At 51.5% G+C, this 17171-nt stretch carries 17 protein-coding genes; 3 read left to right on the top strand and 14 right to left on the bottom strand.

Annotation, left to right across the window (positions count from 1 at the left end):
• Positions 1 to 3: 3 nt before the first annotated feature.
• From AC3ZPD_RS13490 to AC3ZPD_RS13480, 3 genes are all read right to left on the bottom strand, one after another.
• Positions 4 to 384, bottom strand: a complete 381-nt coding sequence (locus tag AC3ZPD_RS13490) for a DUF3397 domain-containing protein (protein WP_490984810.1) — start codon at positions 382 to 384, stop codon at positions 4 to 6.
• 16 nt (positions 385 to 400) lie between these two features.
• On the bottom strand, positions 401 to 1339 hold the full coding sequence (locus AC3ZPD_RS13485; RefSeq protein ID WP_490984809.1) for a ketopantoate reductase family protein: 939 nt from the start codon (positions 1337 to 1339) through the stop codon (positions 401 to 403).
• 137 nt (positions 1340 to 1476) lie between these two features.
• Complete coding sequence (locus tag AC3ZPD_RS13480; protein WP_490984808.1) at positions 1477 to 2127, bottom strand: RsfA family transcriptional regulator; 651 nt, start codon at positions 2125 to 2127, stop codon at positions 1477 to 1479.
• Positions 2128 to 2437: 310 nt separating this feature from the next.
• On the opposite strand from AC3ZPD_RS13480, the gene AC3ZPD_RS13475 reads away from it, so the two are divergent.
• Positions 2438 to 3520 (top strand): coiled-coil domain-containing protein, encoded by a 1083-nt coding sequence (locus AC3ZPD_RS13475; RefSeq protein WP_490984807.1) that lies wholly within the window; start codon positions 2438 to 2440, stop codon positions 3518 to 3520.
• Between the two features lie 43 nt (positions 3521 to 3563).
• Here AC3ZPD_RS13475 and AC3ZPD_RS13470 read toward each other — a convergent pair whose 3' ends face one another.
• Complete coding sequence (locus tag AC3ZPD_RS13470) at positions 3564 to 4832, bottom strand: ABC transporter substrate-binding protein (RefSeq protein WP_490984806.1); 1269 nt, start codon at positions 4830 to 4832, stop codon at positions 3564 to 3566.
• Positions 4833 to 4980: 148 nt separating this feature from the next.
• A complete protein-coding gene (locus AC3ZPD_RS13465) occupies positions 4981 to 6318 on the bottom strand; it encodes a PhoH family protein (protein WP_490984805.1) in 1338 nt (445 codons plus the stop codon).
• Positions 6319 to 6446: 128 nt separating this feature from the next.
• On the opposite strand from AC3ZPD_RS13465, the gene AC3ZPD_RS13460 reads away from it, so the two are divergent.
• Complete coding sequence (locus AC3ZPD_RS13460) at positions 6447 to 7094, top strand: YhcN/YlaJ family sporulation lipoprotein (protein ID WP_490984804.1); 648 nt, start codon at positions 6447 to 6449, stop codon at positions 7092 to 7094.
• A 101-nt stretch (positions 7095 to 7195) separates the two neighbouring features.
• Here the strand turns inward: AC3ZPD_RS13460 and AC3ZPD_RS13455 are convergent, their stop codons facing one another.
• The 4 genes from AC3ZPD_RS13455 to AC3ZPD_RS13440 all read right to left on the bottom strand — a co-directional run bounded on the left by AC3ZPD_RS13455 (position 7196) and on the right by AC3ZPD_RS13440 (position 11890).
• Entirely contained in the window at positions 7196 to 8305 is a 1110-nt protein-coding gene (locus AC3ZPD_RS13455; protein ID WP_490984803.1) for an LCP family protein, read from the bottom strand.
• Between the two features lie 177 nt (positions 8306 to 8482).
• A complete protein-coding gene (gene typA / locus AC3ZPD_RS13450) occupies positions 8483 to 10324 on the bottom strand; it encodes a translational GTPase TypA (RefSeq protein WP_490984802.1) in 1842 nt (613 codons plus the stop codon).
• A gap of 129 nt (positions 10325 to 10453) precedes the next feature.
• A complete protein-coding gene (locus AC3ZPD_RS13445; RefSeq protein WP_490984801.1) occupies positions 10454 to 10948 on the bottom strand; it encodes a hypothetical protein in 495 nt (164 codons plus the stop codon).
• 282 nt (positions 10949 to 11230) lie between these two features.
• The gene (locus tag AC3ZPD_RS13440; protein WP_490984800.1) at positions 11231 to 11890 is read right to left on the bottom strand and encodes a TerC family protein; all 660 of its coding nucleotides are present in this window, start codon (positions 11888 to 11890) and stop codon (positions 11231 to 11233) included.
• Positions 11891 to 12039: 149 nt separating this feature from the next.
• Here AC3ZPD_RS13440 and AC3ZPD_RS13435 point away from each other — a divergent pair, with 149 nt between their 5' ends.
• Positions 12040 to 12747 (top strand): TerC family protein, encoded by a 708-nt coding sequence (locus AC3ZPD_RS13435; RefSeq protein ID WP_490984799.1) that lies wholly within the window; start codon positions 12040 to 12042, stop codon positions 12745 to 12747.
• Between the two features lie 129 nt (positions 12748 to 12876).
• Here AC3ZPD_RS13435 and thiI read toward each other — a convergent pair whose 3' ends face one another.
• The 5 genes from thiI to AC3ZPD_RS13410 form a co-directional block, all read right to left on the bottom strand.
• Positions 12877 to 14160: a tRNA uracil 4-sulfurtransferase ThiI gene (gene thiI, locus AC3ZPD_RS13430; RefSeq protein WP_490984798.1), complete on the bottom strand. Its 1284-nt coding sequence runs from the start codon at positions 14158 to 14160 to the stop codon at positions 12877 to 12879.
• A 5-nt stretch (positions 14161 to 14165) separates the two neighbouring features.
• Positions 14166 to 15317, bottom strand: coding sequence for a cysteine desulfurase family protein (locus AC3ZPD_RS13425; protein ID WP_490984797.1), 1152 nt, complete (start codon positions 15315 to 15317; stop codon positions 14166 to 14168).
• A gap of 135 nt (positions 15318 to 15452) precedes the next feature.
• Positions 15453 to 16253: a lytic transglycosylase domain-containing protein gene (locus AC3ZPD_RS13420; protein WP_490984796.1), complete on the bottom strand. Its 801-nt coding sequence runs from the start codon at positions 16251 to 16253 to the stop codon at positions 15453 to 15455.
• A 152-nt stretch (positions 16254 to 16405) separates the two neighbouring features.
• Positions 16406 to 16834 carry a hypothetical protein gene (locus tag AC3ZPD_RS13415; RefSeq protein ID WP_490984795.1) on the bottom strand — a complete coding sequence of 143 codons (429 nt, stop codon included), beginning with the start codon at positions 16832 to 16834 and terminating at the stop codon, positions 16406 to 16408.
• Positions 16835 to 16862: 28 nt separating this feature from the next.
• Positions 16863 to 17090: a DUF1540 domain-containing protein gene (locus AC3ZPD_RS13410; protein WP_490984794.1), complete on the bottom strand. Its 228-nt coding sequence runs from the start codon at positions 17088 to 17090 to the stop codon at positions 16863 to 16865.
• Positions 17091 to 17171: the final 81 nt, after the last annotated feature.

Below are 17171 nucleotides of genomic sequence, written 5' to 3'. Positions count from 1 at the left end.
TGGTTATACTGCCCATATGTAAGGAAAAAATCCAATGATAAAGAAAATCAGATAAGCCACGCTTGTTAACAGAAAAGAGAGCCTCCAGACGGCCCTTACAAGCCTTTTGGGATCGACTTTCCCCTTAAGCCGGCTCTGAGCGCTGCCGATCAGTCCGCCGCATACCAGCATAAACAGCAGGATGAGGTAAAAACCGAATCCGGTTTCGAAAATCTGGTTGAACAAAGCGGAAACGGACAAAATCAAAAATAAGGTCGTGATGTCCATAGCCAGCAGCAGCGACTTTCTCTTGTCACGTTTCCATACATAGCAAATAACGTACGCAAGAAGAAAAGGTATAATCGGGAGAACGCTCAAAGCGATAAAAGGCTCAAGAATGGCCATATCTCCACCTCCCACTCTATTTTCCGGATGTTTGCATTCCTTTGACCAGCCGCCAGACCATTTCATGCGCCGGAGCCGCGATGCCCGCTTCGCCGGCTAAACTTACAAGAAAACCATTAATATAATCGACTTCGGTCTCTTCTCCCCGCAGCACGTCAGCCAGCATGGACGAAATATTTCCCGAGGTTGCTCGGCATACCGCCCTGATTTTGTCCGCGATGTCAGGCTCATAGGGGATGCCCGTTTTCTCAAAAATAGCGACGCCTTCTTCAATCAGCCGGTTCAGCATTTCTACTCTTCCTTCGGAAGCCAAAAGTTGTCCGTTCGGAATACGCCAAATAGCGGTCAAAGGATTAATGGCCGCGTTAATCAGAAGCTTTCTATACATTTCTCTCTCGATATCTTTCGACACCAGCCCGGTAAATCCTGCCTCCCGCATCACAAAGGCTAAACTTTCCAAGCAAGATAAATCAGCCTCAAAAGGAGAGCCTAGCCGTGTTTCTCCGGGTAAAGAGCGAACCACCCGGTTTGCTCCTTGTTTCTTTGCCCCTTCTGTCGTTACGGCCGCATAAATTTGCCGCCGATCCAAACGTTCAGTAAGCCGATCTATGTGCCCCATCCCATTTTGAAGACAAAGGACCGGGATATGGGATTTTTTAAGCCCGGCAAGCGAATCTATCCATTCTGCCGTAAAGTGGCGTTGTTTGACCGCCAAAATAACCCAATCCGCTTCGGGTTTAACGTTTGACCAATCTCCGTTCATTACGGAAGCCTGGACTCCTCCTTTTGCCTGAATCCAGGTTCCATCAGCAGATCCCAGCTCCACGCCGTACAGATTGACCAGTTCCGCCTGTTCGGCTGTCCTCGTCCAGAGACGCACCTGGTGGTCTGCCGCTGCAAAGCCGCCTGCAAACAGCAATCCGATGGCGCCTGCTCCAATAATATCTATGTGCATGCCGGACCTCTCCTTTGTTTATGATTCCTTATCTTTATACCAGAGTTTGGCCAAAATCAAAAGGACCGCCATATTGGCGGTCCTTGGCGGTCCTTTGAAATGCAAATAATTAGTTGTAAGCGAAAAATCTGATCCGGTTACTCAATCCGCTCAAGATTGCCGTTGGCGTCCATCTTGAATTTGGATTTTTCCTCCTCTTCCTCACTCAGAAAAGCAAGCCTCCGCGCACGGTCCATAATTTGGATCAAAGCTTTATAGTCGTCGTTGACGACCCTGTAATCCGTCTGGACTTCGCTTACCTGGTGCGAAAGTCGTTCATTTTCTTCCCTTAGCAGCGAAAGCTCCTGCTCTTTTTCTTGAAGCTGTTTCTCCAGATTGCGCACCTGACGGCCATTATCCTGAAGGGAGGCTTTCCAGCTCTTCAAAAAACGGATAACGGCATCGATGGAAATGCTTTCTTCGGAAATGCTTTCACTCTGAGACAAACTTTCCTCTACCTCGGGCGCCGCCAGACCTGCAATAGCAACATTTCCCGGGGAATGGGGCTGCTTTTTCAAATAATTGCGTTTTTGGCGCTGCGCTTTGGCCACCTGGATGGCCGATTCGTATCTTTTGCGGACACAGCTGTTCCATCTAAACCCGCATGCTGCGGCTGTTCTTCCGATTCGTTCCCCTACTTCCTCAAACGCGGTTAATTGGGTGCTGCCCTCCCGGATATGCCGAAGCGTCACCTCTGCTAAAATCAAGTCATCTTCGGCACTCCATGCGTCTTGTCTCACTGCTGTCATGCGATATAAACCCTCCTAACGACATCCTGAATGATCTTCTATAACAACCGGCTTCCCCGGCTGTTCAATAATGAAAAAACTGCTTAATACATCTCTATGCCTCTCTTAAAGTTCATAGAATCTATTTGCTACTTGTATTTCCAAAATTTCGCCTTTGCATACCTGCAGCCGTTTGGATGAAAAAGCCGAATCGCGCAAGGATATCCCTGCCTCAAATCCACCTGGACAAAATGGAAGGTTTGGTCTTATTTTCAAACAAGCTCTCATATAGTTATATGTATCTTTCACTTTACATCGAGGAGGGGTGCGTTTGCTTCGTCGGGCGCTTATACTCATGGTCTCTGCAGCTTTGCTTGCCGCCTCCGTTTGTGCACCTGCCTTATCGTCAGCCGACCCGGTAAGCGAGGATGAAACACAGAAGATTCTGGAAAAAAGTCTTTCCGTCGTGGAGATCGACCGTGAAATCGCCAAAATCGAGCAGCAGCAGCAAAAGCTGGAGCAATCCATCGTGGAGAATCAATCCCGGCTTCAGAGTAAAGAAAAAGACATGGCCTTCGCTAAAGAAAAGGCCGATGACCGCATAAGGGCCTTTTATATGGGCGAACGCGAGGATTTGCTCGGTTCCTTGCTTTCCGTCAGCAATTTTCGCGATTTTTTGACGGTTTTGGACTACATCGGCCTTATTTTTGAACGGGATCAGGAAATCATCGGAAAATATCAGCAGGCCTACGCCGGCCTGAAGCAGGATCAGCAGCAGCTGGACCGGCAATCCGCCGAACTGGCTCAGACCAAATCAAATCTGCTGGCAGAGCGGAATCGTGTCGTTGCCTTGCAGGAGGAGGTGGATCGTTCCGTGGCGAACAGCAGCGATCCGGAAAAGCTGAAACAAATGATCGAGCAGCTCGGCACTTATTGGAGTGATGTGGGACTGGTTGAAGTCCGTAAATACTTTAAGGCGCTGGATACGGCCATGAAGGATTTCCCCGATTTTTTTAAGCAATACGACGGGAGCCTGGCCACCAACGGCCTAAATTATACCTTGACGATCAAAGAAGAGGATTTAAACGCGTTTCTAAGGTCCAAAAACGCCTTGTTCAACAATTTCTCCTTCCATTTTCAGCAAAACCAGGTGATCGCCGAGGGGCAGGAAGGTGATTTGAAACTGCGGCTTGAAGGGCACTATACGGTCAGCGACCAACCTAAAAACGCTATTCTGTTTCATGTCGATAAGCTGATTTTCAACGGACTTACCCTTCCGGATACGACGGCCAGTGAACTGGAGCAGGATTTTGACCTCGGGTTTTACCCGCAGCAGATGATGCCTTTTATTAAAGCTACGTCAGTCGAACTGAAGCCGCAAACGATGATCGTAAAATTAAAGCTCGCCCTGTAGGGCGAGCTTTTGTTATGGAAGGTTATGTGAAAACAGAAGACCGTCACGGACTCAAATCGTCTTTCAGCTGTTCAATAAAGGCAGCTGCAGAAGTTTCCCCCCGCAGGAAGGCTGCGGCCTGTCCGGAAGCTTTATTCAGCAGCTCCTCCGAATTGTCGCTCGGGGAAAGCGCCCAAACCGTGTTTTTTCCGCCGTCCGGCAGCCAAGCCGCGATCGTATTATCTACGGAAGCGTCATACAACGATTTTAAAGCGGGAAGCACTCCGGCCTGCTTAAACCATGCTTTTTGTTCGGCCGCTTCCGTCATGGCGGTGATCCAGCGTCCGGCCGCTTCCGTATCGGCCGTATCCGCGGATACGGCGAAACTACGCCCAAATAAAGACAGTCTCCCGGCCGTACCCGGACTTTCCGGCGTTTCGGCATGCAAATCGGCGCCTGAATATCGGGTGAATATCGAATAAGGCACCAGAGCGAGCACGGATCGGCCTTGAGCTACCTCGTTCAAAGCTTCTTCAGCCCCTCCCTGTCCCGGATCCGCCAGACCTGCACGGATTACCTCGAGAGAATGGATAGCGCCTTGATCCCCATCCGAAAGCACGGCGGATTGCCCTGCGTTCTTTAGCGTTAATGTCCCGCCAAACCGGTGCAGCAGGGTCAGAAAGGCGTAAGGATCTTCGAAATCCGTCTCCAGCAGATGAAGCTGCGTTTTTGAGGCTTGTTCCTTAGAAGCCTTGTTAAGCTTGTCCCACGCCTCAATGGACTGCGGCAGCGTTTCAAACCCCAGACCGTTCAGCGTCTCCGGCTTGTACACAAAAACATAAGGATCCATATCTTTGGGAACCGCCCAAATATAACCGTTCCACTCGCTGGGAGCCTGAAGCAGGCTCAAGGAATTACCGGCCGCAGCCCCCGTAAAATAGCTGTCCACTGGCAGCAGGTAGCCTTTAACCGCAAATTCCTGAATCCAGGCATTGTCGAGCAGCATAACATCGGGAGACTCATGAAGTGCGAGCTGCTGCTTAAATATTTCATAAGCGTTTTTCCCGTATTCGTTGACCAATTCTACGTTGACCTGCTGACTCTCCATAAAAATCCGGTTCCGCTCCTCCAGAAACTTAAAAGCTTCCGGATCCATTTGAACCGCTACCTGAATAGGCCCCGGATCGACCTCCACTTCCCGGTTGGGCAGCGGAGGACTCTCCAGAAAACCCGAATCGTCATTTTGGACCACACTCCGGTCTTCCCCCGGAGATAAACTGATCAAGGCAAGCAATAAAATGGCAAAAAGCACCCAGTGGTTTTTCCGCTTCACAGCCTGTTCTTCCTCTCGTGACCTGCCGCTTTCGGCGAATGCCGGGCCGGCGTTTATTTGTATTGTAACAAATTAGACGCCGACTTGTCCCGGTAACCGCCACTCACATGAGAACAAACTGCTTCTGGGCTGTCGTCCGAAGCTTCCGCTACAGCAAATCCGCGGCCAGCTGGGCCAGCTTGGAGCGTTCTCCTTTTTCCAAAGTGATATGACCGCTGATCCCCTGTTGCTTGAACCGGTCCACCACATAGGACAAACCGTTGCTTGTCGCATCCAGGTAAGGATGATCGATCTGCCCCGGATCTCCCATCAGAATAATTTTGCTGCCTTCGCCTACACGGGACACGATGGTTTTAACCTCATGCCGCGAAAGGTTTTGCGCTTCATCGACGATAATGTACTGGGACGGAATGGAGCGGCCCCGGATATAAGTCAAGGCTTCCACCTGAATACTGCCCAGCCCCATCAGGATTTTATCGATGTCCCCAGCTTTTTTCGTATCAAACAAATACTCCAGATTGTCGTAAATCGGCTGCATCCAGGGACGCAGCTTCTCCTCTTTTTCCCCCGGCAGGTACCCTATATCTTTGCCCATCGGTACAACGGGCCGGGCGATCAGCAATTTTTTGAAGCGATGTTCATCTTCCACCTTCAGGAGTCCGGCCGCCAGCGCCAGCAGGGTTTTACCGGTTCCGGCTTTCCCCGTTATGGTCACAAGCGGAATCTCGTCATTCAGCAGAAGTTCAAGAGCCATTCTCTGCTGCGCGTTGCGGGCCCCGATGCCCCAAACCGGATCATTGCTTAAAAATAACGGCTCCAGGCGTGTTCCTTCGCCGTTCACTTTGAGAAGCGCAGATTTTCCGGTCCCCATTTCGTCCTTCAGAATCACAAACTCATGCGGGTAAAGGGGGTAGGACAAATTAAGCGGCTTAACGGCCAGATAGCGGTACGTGTAAAACTGGTCGATCACGGACGGATGCACCAGCAGTGTCGAGTAACCGGAGTACAGTTCATCCGGATCCGCCGTCCGGTCAGATAAGTAGTCCTGGGCAGGAATACCGAGTACGTCGGCTTTGATCCGGACCAGCACATCTTTGCTAACCAGCACGACCAGACGTTTCTCCGGTTCGGGAATCTCATTTTGCTCAATCAAATAATTTAACGCTACGGCTAAAATACGATTGTCGTTGGTGACCTCTCCAAACATTTCCTGTACCTTAACAAAACTCCGGTGGTTCAGCTCCACTCGCAGCTGGCCTCCGCTGCGCAGGTTAACGCCGTCATGCAGCTGCCCATGCTCCCTCAATCCATCCAGCAGCCTGGATACGCCGCGGGCATTGCGGCCGATCTCATCGGCGTTTCGTTTTTTCGAATCGATCTCTTCGAGGACGATGGCCGGGATCACCACTTCGTTTTCTTCAAAAGCAAAAATCGCATTGGGATCATGCAGCAGTACATTCGTGTCCAGTACAAATATTTTTTTCATACGCATCCCCTCCGGTTTTTGCATCTCCCACATAGATATACATATTTGGTTTGGGGCCCGGGCAGAATAAGAGCAGCAAATTCGATGAAAAAAACGCCAATTTCATGTTAAAGAAAGGAAAGATGAATATGCGCAGCTGGTTATGTATGCTGGCAGCGGCCGTTGCCTTAACGGCCCTGGCCGGATGTGGACCTAGAAACGGGGCGAACAATGCGGAAAACGCGCGCTCCCAGACTCAAAAAATCGAAAGCACGGCGCAGCGGACCGGCCAGCAGGTTAACAGGGGGTTAACGGCAAATAACACTGCCGATAATAACCGGATATCTGCCGATGTCCATTTGGAGCAGCTCGCCTCCCGGGTACCGGGCGTTAAAAGCGCCCATATAGTCATGATGGGCAAAACCGCCATTATTGGAATCGATGTCGACGGCAAACTCGACCGTTCCCGCGTGGGCACAATCAAATATTCGGTGGCTGAAGCCGTCCACAAGGACCCTCGCGGCGCAAATGCCATCGTTACGGCCGACGCTGATTTGAGCCACCGGCTGGCGGAAATGGGCACAAGCATCCGGGAAGGCCGGCCTATTGAAGGAATGGCTAATGAACTCGCCGATCTGGTCGGACGGATCGTGCCGCAAATGCCTTCCGACGTCAAAAAGAGCGAGGACAACCAGCAAATTTCGCCTACGAACCGTCCGGTAGAGAAGAAAAATGCTCCAGGCGGTCAGCGCATCGACACCCCGGCGAATCATCCCCGCCAACAAATGATCCGGTAAGTTTCGTACCGGTAACTGGTAAAGTCATAGAAAAAAGACGCCGTTCCAAAAGGAATGGCGTCTTTTTTAATGTGTTGATTCCAGACTGCAGCCTGAATTTATTAGTTATTGGCATTGGTGTCTGCCGAGGAGCTTTCTTCCGGCGATTGAACCGTCTTGCCGGCCAGTTCGTCCTTCAGCGCCTGTTTGGCCGCTTCCAGCTCGTCATCATGCAAATAAACATAAGGGGACTTCCAGTCGCCCGTAATCGGCATAAAATGGACATTTTCTTTGGAAATGTTCCAGTAGGAAGCGATGATATTTTTAATCTGGCCTTGCTCGAGGTCCGTCGTCATATTATCGCCTACCGATTCAATGGCTTTTCCGGCACCTAAAACGCCGTTCAGCGATTTAGCCTGATCGATCAGCGCATGCAGCACATCGTTCTGGCGGCGGTTCCGGTCAAAATCGTCGGAAGCGTCCGTTCTCGGCGAGCAGTTCGATTTCCGGTAACGTACAAAATCAAGCGCCGATTTGCCGTCCAAATGCTGCTCTCCCTTTTTCAGGTCAATGTCCGTACCGTCCGCCGTATCCTTGTAGCACATATCCTTGTCCACATTGACGTCAACGCCGTGCAGCGCATCCACGATATCCCGGAAGCCTTGGAAATTCATCACCGTCACGTAATCGATATCCAGGTCAAAAAACTTGCTCATCATCGTTTTCATTTCCTCTTCGGCCGAGTTGCCCGTTTTCTTCTCCGCAGCCAGGAAATTCGGATAAAAAGCGTTGATTTTGTTCGTTTTATAACCATCCATCGAGAAACGAGTATCGCGCGGAAGCGATACGACCGTCGCCGATTTGGTTTTCGGATTCATGGCGATGACCATGATAACGTCACTCAGATGGGTTCCGGTTTCAGGCCGGTAATCCGTCCCGAGCAGCAGCATCGAAAGAGGTTTCACCGTAGCTTCCTGACCGGCCGCTACCGGTTTGTCCGAACCGGTTTGATTGATCGTTTCATTGACGTTATAAGCCAGGTAGGCCGCATAAGCGCCGGCGCCCACAACCAGGATAATCACAAGAATCAGCAAAAATCTAAAAAAACGTTTAACAGGGCCGGCCTTCTTCCGGTTCTTGCCTTGCTTTGCCGGCGCCCCTTTGGAGCTGCCTGCGCTTTTACGCTGGCCCTGCTGTCTGGGAGGAAGACTTCCATGATCAGATGAGTTCATTATTAAACACCTTTTTCATTCATAATATATAAAAATCACCAAAGGAGCCGCCTTTTGAAACCTAAGAGCTCCTCAGAAAAAAATCGGACACCTTAAGCGTCCGACTTCTTTCCTGACGGATAACCGCCGGCTTTTTATATAACGTTCCGATACGTCATAAAGTTACAAAAGAGCGTCTTATTGGTTAGCGTTTGCCATTTTACGATGTTTCTCGGCACGTTCGCGTTCGCTCTTGTTCAGGATCTTTTTGCGCAGGCGAACTGATTTTGGCGTAATTTCGCAATATTCGTCGTCGTTCAAATATTCCAGCGCCTGTTCCAGGGACAGCAGACGAGGGGTTTTCATTTTAACCGTATCGTCTTTTGTTGCGGAACGAACGTTAGTCAATTGTTTTTCTTTACAAATATTAACAACGATATCGTTATCGCGGGTATGCTCGCCTACGATCATGCCTTCATAAATCTCGGCGCCCGGTTCCAAGAATAGAATACCGCGGTCTTCGATCGACAGGATGCCATACAGCGTGGAAACTCCGTTTTCACTGGAAACCAGAACGCCTTCATGACGACCGCCAACCTGGCCGGTAACGAGCGGACCATAGCTGTCAAACGCATGGTTCATAACCCCGTAACCGCGGGTCAAAGTCAGGAAGTGTGTGCTGTATCCGATCAGACCCCGTGCAGGAATCAGGAATTCCAGACGGACCTGGCCGGTACCGTTGTTGATCATGTTCACCATTTCGGCTTTGCGGTAACCCAAACTTTCCATAACGGCGCCCATGTTTTCTTCGGGAACGTCGATCAGGAGACGTTCGATCGGCTCCATCTTTTTGCCGTCAATTTCTTTGATGATAACTTCAGGTTTGGATACCTGAACTTCGTAACCTTCGCGGCGCATATTTTCGATCAAAATCCCGAGGTGAAGTTCGCCGCGGCCAGATACGATAAAGGCGTCCGGGCTGTCCGTTTCGTCGACGCGAAGGCTGACGTCGGTTTCCAGCTCTTTGTACAGACGTTCGCGCAGCTTGCGGGAGGTAACCCACTTGCCTTCGCGGCCCGCAAAAGGACTGTTGTTCACAAGGAACGTCATCTGCAGCGTAGGCTCGTCAATTTTCAGAACGGGCAACGCTTCAGGGTTAGCCGGATCGGCAATCGTCTCACCGATGTTGATGTCTTTAATACCGGCAATGGCGATGATGTCCCCGGCTCCCGCTTCTTCGATTTCTACACGGCGCAAGCCCTGGAAGCCAAACAACTTCTCGATCCGGGCGGATTTCTTGCTACCGTCACGCTGAATGACCGTCACCGCTTGTCCGGAGCGGATGATGCCGCGGTTTACCCGGCCGATGGCAATACGGCCCAAATATTCGTTATAGTCCATCAAAGTAACGAGGAATTGCAGCGGTTCTTCGACGTTCTCCGTAGGGGCTGGGATATTTTCAATGATGGTCTCGTACAGCGCCTGCATGTTGTCGTCTTGTTTCTCGGGATCAAGGCTGGACGTACCGTTAAGGGCGGAAGCATAAACAACAGGGAATTCCAGCTGTTCGTCCGAAGCTTCAAGTTCGATGAACAGATCAAGCACTTCGTCGATCACTTCGGCAGGACGGGCTGCCGGACGGTCGATTTTGTTCACAACCACGATTGGGGTAAGGTTGGATTCCAGCGCTTTGCGCAAGACAAACTTGGTTTGCGGCATGCAGCCTTCGTAGGCGTCAACAACAAGCAATACGCCGTCTACCATTTTCATGATCCGTTCCACTTCGCCGCCAAAGTCGGCGTGTCCCGGTGTATCTACGATGTTGATCAGGTTTTCTTTGTAATTGATAGCTGTATTTTTAGCCAGAATCGTGATCCCGCGTTCCCGTTCCAGGTCGTTGGAGTCCATGGCGCGTTCTTGAACGGCCTCGTTCTCCCGGAACGTGCCGGATTGCTGGAGCAGTTTGTCAACCAGAGTTGTTTTACCATGGTCAACGTGGGCAATAATCGCAATGTTGCGGATTTGATCTCTTGAATGCATGATTTATCTCCATTTCCTCTCTGTGTTCTCTATTCATCAAAATAAGCGTCGGATCACAAAAAGGGCCGACGCTACATATCCACTTTATTATACGCAAATTTCAGTAAATTTCAAGACATTTGCTTCATTTTACCATCTTGAACGGCCGCGTCCGCGAAAAGCGATCAGCCAAACGCCGCCCACAATCAGGATAAAAGCAAGCAGGTAAATGAACGAAAAAGTAAACAGCGTCAAGCCGAACAACAAAACAGAGACGGCTAAAAGGGCCAGCGCCAAAGGAAAAATGCCGAACGGGCGAGGCGTGCTGGCCGCATCGAAAAAGAACAGGCCAAGCGCTATCCCGAGAATGAATCCCGGCCATAAATAATGCAAGGTCCCATAGCCGAACAGCGTAGCAATCATAAAAATAATGCCGTAAACGATTAAGGCCCCTCCCGGTACAAGCGCCGCGGCCGGCAGTCGTCTGCCTGCATACAGCATGTGGAGCAGAATGCCCGAAGCCAGCAGGAGAAGCGGCCAGAATACCGTACCGATAAACGAAAAGACTCCCCATTTGCCGAGCAAAATGATAAGTCCTGCTGCCAGAATCAGTACTCCTGTCGTCAGTTTGTTATGATCGGACATTTGATGGCACACACCTTTCGCGATTGACATGAGGGGGACAAGTACCTACAATTTACGACAGTCCCTTTATTCTTATATTATATGAAATTGCTGCAAAAAACTACTCGGGCAAGCCAATTTCAGCCCGGAAAAGCCCTTTATCTGGAGGATAACCTTTTTTACGCAAAATATGACTGCCCCGCCAGTCCCCTCGGCCGCTTTTCGCCCGTTTTCGGGTGTACGGCAAAAAAGCCCTTCACAATAAGGAAGGGACTTCTGCCGTAAAAAGATTGAGGTAGCGCTTTAAGCACTGCGGAAATATTTTTGCTGCAGCAGGCCGATGATAACGATAGCCGTGCTGAGTGCAGCCGGCAGCCAGAAGCCGGCCGCGGGAACCAAGCTTTTCAGCAGACTGCCGAGCTTCTGGTCGTGCAGCAGCATTTTTCCGGCGGTATAAGCCAGGATACCCGCACCCGCATAAACCAGCACCGGGAAACGGTGAAGCAGGTCCGCGATCAGGTTGCTGCCCCAAACGACGATCGGAATGCCGATGGCAATGCCAATCACCAGAATGGCAACATCTCCTTGAGCGACGGCGGCTATGGCGAGCACATTATCGAGACTCATGATAAAATCGGCAAACAGGATCGTCTGAACCGATTTCCAAAGCGTTCCCGCGCTTTCGACGCGCGTCTCCTCCTCCTGCTGAGTCATCAGCTTATAGGCGATGTAGGCAAGCAGGAGGCCCCCTCCAGCCTGGATGAAAGGAATTTGGAGCAGCAGCAGGGCGACCCAGGTCAGCAGGCAGCGGAGGACGACCGCCCCAACCGCCCCCCACCAGACCGCTTTTTTTCGCTGCGAAAGAGGCAGGTTTTTGCTGGCCATGGCTATAACAACGGCGTTATCGCCGCTAAGCACCAGGTTAATCATTAAAATTTGCAGCAATAAAAGTATGGATTCCACAGACATTCCTCCCCTATCAGATGTATGATCAATAGGACAAAGGTATGCAGCCTGTTTGCGGAATCGGAAATCCGGGTAAAAAAGTTGAATCTTTTTGGTCTGCCCACACGTATACCCTTAAGTTGAATCTCAAATAGGAAGTGACATCCATGGATTGGTTGAGCGCCAGCTTTTACCTGACTCTTATCAACATTATTTTTATCGATTTAATCCTCGCCGGCGATAACGCAATCGTGGTCGGAATGGCAGCCAAAAGACTGCCGGGATCCATTCAGAAAAAAGCGATCTTTTACGGAACCGGCGGGGCCGTCGTGCTCCGCATCCTCGCCACGCTTGTAGTCGTCTGGCTCCTTAAGGTGCCTTGGCTGCTCGCAATCGGCGGTGTCCTGCTGATTTATATTGCTTATAAAGTGCTCGCGGACGACGATAAGGAAGAGCATGTCGAAGCCAAAGATTCCTTATGGGCCGCGGTAAGAACGATCATTATTGCCGACGCCGCCATGGGGCTGGATAACGTAATCGCCGTGGCCGGCGCCTCCAACCAGCATACGGTTCTCGTCATTATCGGTCTGATGATCAGCGTTCCGATTGTCGTCTGGGGAAGCACCGTCTTCATTAAACTGCTCACCTTGTTTCCGTGGATTGCCTACTTGGGAGCCGGCGTGCTCGCTTATACAGCGTCCCACATGATTACCGAAGAACCAAGACTGGCGCCTTTCCTTGAGGACAAGCCAGTGATCCGATACGCCTTTATCGTGGTGGTTGTGCTGGCCGTCCTCTATACGGGGTATATGACCAAACGGCGCAGCCGCGAACAGCAGAAGGAGAAACGGAAATCCCATCCGGCTACCCGATAAAGTTTTTTGATTGGGGATAACATTAAACCGTTTCAGGTTCGAAAAAAAGCAGACCGTCCTGCCGGACGGCCTGCTTTTTTGCTGCCCCTTTAGGGAGCCAGCAGACAAGGTTATTTTTGCAGCTGAATTCTAAAACCAGTCCTCGCGGATGGCCCGCTCCTGCACCGGTTTCTCGAGTTCATGCCGCGGAAGGTCGGCGGAGCCGGTAAGCTGGTCGTTTTCATAACGGATTTGGCTGTCCGGCGTAAGCGTGAGCGTAACCGTATTCCGCACCGCCTGATCCAGCATCTCCTCAAGCCGTTCCAGGTTATGCTCCACTTTCTCCACGACCCGCAGGTTCGGGTTGATAGCCGGTGATTTGGGAATAAACAGCGTACAGCAATCTTCATAAGGCAAAATAGACAAGTCATACGTGCCAATCTGCTGGGACAACGCAATAATGTCATCCTTATCCATCATGACAAGCGGCCGCAGAAGCGGAAGCTCCGTGGCGCGTCCGATGACGTTCATGCTGCCCAGCGTCTGGCTGGCTACCTGTCCCAGGCTTTCGCCCGTCACCAAAGCAAGCGCGCCGTTGGCTACGGCCAGTTTGCTGGTAATCCGGAGCATGGCCCGGCGCATGAAGGTAATCATCAGATTATCCTGGCCGATGCCGGCGAAAGAGGTCTGGATGTCCGTAAAAGGAACCAAGTGAAGCTTCACCTTCCCGCAGTATTGGGACAGCACTTTCGCCAGCTCAATCACCTTCTCTTCGGCCTTCCGGCTCGTGAAAGGATAGCTGTGAAAATGTACGCATTCGATTTCAAGCCCCCGGCGCATCGCCGACCAGCCGGCAACCGGGCTGTCGATCCCGCCCGAAAGCAGCAGCATCGCTTTGCCGTTTGTGCCAAGCGGGAAACCGCCGGCTCCCGGGATAACCCGGCAGTACAGCAGCGTCCGCTCCTCCCGCACTTCGACCCTCAGCTCAAGCTCGGGTTTGTTCACGTCAACCTTCAAGCCGGGGAATTCCTTGAGCAGAGGTCCGCTGACCACTTTATTGATTTCCTGAGACGAATAAGGGAACTCCTTCCACACCCGGCGGCCGCTCACTTTAAACGTGGTGCCATCGGTCATGGGCTGATTCGCCATAAAAACCCTCGCGGTCTCGTGAATCGATTCCAGCTCGGAAGCGGAGACCGCCACCGGGATGATCGCCGTAATGCCGAATACTTTGCTTAACGGCTCCAGCAGCGAATCCGCCGGTTCTCCGCCAAGATCAATATAAATCCGGCCGTAATCTTTCGTGATTTTAGCTTTTGGGAACCCGTTAAGCAAACTTTTCACATGGGCGAGCACTACTTTTTCAAACTTGGCCCGGTTCCGGCCCTTCAGCGTAATTTCGCCGAGCCTTAACATTAACAAATCGCAGTTCATGATTTTTATTTCAGTCCACCTTTCAATCCGCTAAGCCGCTGTACGGCGGCCTTTAATGCTTCGATCAGCAGGTCCGCATCTTCCGGCGTATGTTCGTCTCCCAGACTGATCCGAATCCCGCTTTGCGCCACTTCCATGGATTTCCCCATGGCCAGCAGCACCCGGCTTGGCTCGCTGGTTTTGGACGAGCAGGCCGATTTGGTCGAAACCTCCAGTCCGTCTTCCTCCAGGCAGTGCAGCAGCACCTCGGGTTTCATGCCGGGATAGGAAAAATGGATAATATGCGGCGCACCGTCCGCCGGCGAATTCAGTACAAGCTCAGGCATCGCCCTGATGCCTTCCACGAGACGCTGCCGGATCAGCCGCCACCGGCGGACTTGCTCCGCTTCATTTTCCTTGGCCAGCCTCAGCGCTTTGGCCATGCCCACTAGTGCAGGCACGTTCTCCGTCCCGGAACGAAGACCGCCCTCCTGCCCGCCGCCCGACAGCAGCGGCAGCAGCTTCACTCCGCTCCGTACGTATAAAAGCCCGGTCCCTTTTGGACCCCTGATTTTGTGCGCCGACAAGCTGTACAAATCAATACCGCTTTCTTTGAGCGGCAAAGGAATTTTTCCAAACCCCTGCACGCCGTCCACATGGAATAGAACTCGCGGATAACTTTCCTTCAGCCGGCGCCCGATTTCCGCCACAGGTTGTATGCTGCCGACTTCATTGTTCACATGCATGATCGAAACCAGAACCGTATCTTGGCGTACGGCCCGCAGGACTTCTTCTATATCCACGCTCCCGTCCGTTTGAACAGGAACAAAGGTAACTTCAAAACCAAACGCCTCCAGCTGTTTGAACGCTTCGTAAACGGATGGATGCTCCACCGCGGAGGTGATGAGATGTTTTCCACGATTTCTATACTGCACGGCAGCGCCTTTCACCGCCATGTTGTTGCTTTCGGTCGCCCCCGACGTAAACACGATTTCGGAAGGCTGCACGCCAAGCGCTGCCGCGCTGACCTCCCTTGCTTTCCGAAGCAGCTTGAATCCGGCCTCACCCGATGCGTGCAGGGAGGAAGGATTGCCGTAATGGGCCTGCATGACCTCGGATACCGTTCGTATTACCTCCGGGTGGGGCGGTGTGGATGCCGCATAATCAAAATATTTCATAAAAATGTTCGCCCCCAGTCCATGCTATAGCTTGTTCAGCAAGTTCTATCATACCTGAAACCGTTCTTAAAAAAAACAAAAAACGGAGCAGGCCGGCCTAAGCCGGCGGCTCCGTGATTCATTCGCGATCCATACTTAGGCGAATTTCGCCATCGCGCTTTCGATTTTGCCAATGTACTGCTGGGTTTCCGTCGGCAGCTGATGCAGTTTCTCCATCAATTGCGCGTCGCTGCTCACGCCAAGGCCGTTCACTTTACCCGGACCCGCATTATAAGCGGCCAGAGCCATTTTCATCTGTCCCCCGTAACGCTTCAATTGGTAGGACAGATAACGGACGCCGCCGTCGATGTTTTGCGCCGGATCAAACGGATTGCTGACGCCAAGTCCTCTTGCTGTCCCGTCCATCAGCTGCATAAGCCCTTTTGCTCCTGCGGAAGATTCAATATCGGGTCTGAAGGAAGATTCCGTATCGATCACGGCTTTGATCAGAGCTTCCGGAACTCCGTATTTGCGGCTGGCTTCCGCAATCAAACCGTCATAAGGCGTGGAAGCGGCAGAAGAAGCTCCGGTCTCCGTTCCTTGAGCATTCGCCAAAGCAGCTGCAACCGCTGCAGAAGCTTCATTATCCATCAAACCGGTGCTTAAACCGGATGGGTCAGGCCCTGAAGCCTGAGAAATCATATTGTACCAGAGCTGGCTGTTTCCCGAGTCGAGATTAAGCGCTCCGGCCGTAGATGACGTATTAAGGGATCCGTTCAGAATAGCATCGGACATATCGGCGCTGTCGCCGCCGGACATCAATTGTTGAAGCATTTCGCCGAAAAAGGAATCCGAATCCCCGGTTTGTGCTCCCTCAAGCGCGGTACCCGACAAATCTATGCTGTTCATCATTTGATATTCAATCAGCTGTTTAACTACCCGCGGATCGATTTGCATGGCTTTACCCCTTGTTCTTAGCAATTTATTCTAAATTTCGAGTTCTTACGTTTATTTTACACGCCGGGTTGTCCCAGCACCAGTATTTTTGTCGAAAATAGGAAAAAAGACCGGATCCAAAGGATCGGCCTTTTTCTTTCGAACCTACCGGGCTAACGCACAAACGGAATCAGCACAAAATAACTTATCGTCGCAATCAGCCCCAGGGCGAGGCCCCAAACGCCGACTGTACGCTTGTCCTGGCTATAGGCATAGTAACCAAGAATGGCTGCAATAGGTCCAAGCACAATAGTCCACATAAACAGCGCAAGCACGCCGAGAACAATCCCTGCAACACCGGCGATCTGTCCGGCGTCGGTACGGGCACCTTCCTTTTCGGCGGAATGTTCGCGAGAGCGGCGCTCGTTTCTGTCATAAGCGCTAGTTTGCAGCTTGCGCTCGCGTACGGCCGCAAATTCAGCCGCATATTCCTCTTTGTTCAGCGTCTTCCGGGGATAATCGATCCTTGTCCCCTGTTCGCCCGTATGATCGGGATTCACTTTGGGGCCAAGCCGATGATCGTCGTCTCTGCCATAATCCATAAGATTCACCTCCTGTTCGCTCAGCTGTTTAATGTTCTTTCGGTTTAAACGTGTGGCAGCAGGTTGAAGCGGAGCTTCGTGCATAGTCCTGGTGCTCCGTGTCAAAGGTTTCTCCGGCAAATTCTTCTTTTAAATGAGCCGAAGCGTGTTTATCGATATCAATCATAATAAGGTCGGCTTTGCAGACGTTTTCGGTTCCCCAATAAGTGCAGTTCGAAACGCTGCATTTAACGATTGGTTTTTCGCCATTCGGCATATTTGATCACCTCGGAATCATTATTGCCGAAACGCAAAGTCCGTATGCTTTTTAAAGATTGGATAAACAGTCAATTCGCCG

The sequence above is a fragment of the Paenibacillus mobilis genome (assembly GCF_058267595.1).
The sequence above is the reverse complement of the archived record's forward strand: the minus strand, read 5'-3'. Positions and strand labels throughout refer to the sequence as shown.